Source organism: Mesorhizobium sp. M8A.F.Ca.ET.161.01.1.1 (assembly GCF_004792105.1).
Taxonomy (GTDB): Bacteria; Pseudomonadota; Alphaproteobacteria; order Rhizobiales; family Rhizobiaceae; genus Mesorhizobium.
In genome coordinates this window covers 1-279 of record NZ_SRTD01000534.1, presented here as the reverse complement: position 1 = coordinate 279, position 279 = coordinate 1, and the positions used below count along the sequence as shown (strand labels likewise).

At 63.1% G+C, this 279-nt stretch carries 1 pseudogene; it reads right to left on the bottom strand.

Features of this window, described 5'->3' with window-relative positions:
* Positions 1-279, bottom strand: a pseudogene (locus tag EN804_RS36900) (peroxiredoxin); the annotation flags it as partial.

Sequence of the window (279 nt, the reverse complement as noted above, 5' to 3'; positions counted from 1 at the left end):
GCAGGATAGTCTCATAGGCGCCGAAGCGCTTGATCGCATCCTCGTTGGAAACCGCGGCGGTGATGATGACATCCTCGCCCTGTTTCCAGTTGGCCGGCGTTGCCACCTGATGCTTGGCGGTGAGCTGCATGGAATCGACCGCGCGCAAGATCTCATCGAAGTTGCGGCCTGTCGTCATCGGGTAGGTCAGCACCAGCTTGAGCTTCTTGTCCGGTCCAATGCCGGAGACCGAGCGCACGGTGGCGTGGTCGGCGGGCGTGCGGCCTTCCGAGGTCTCGC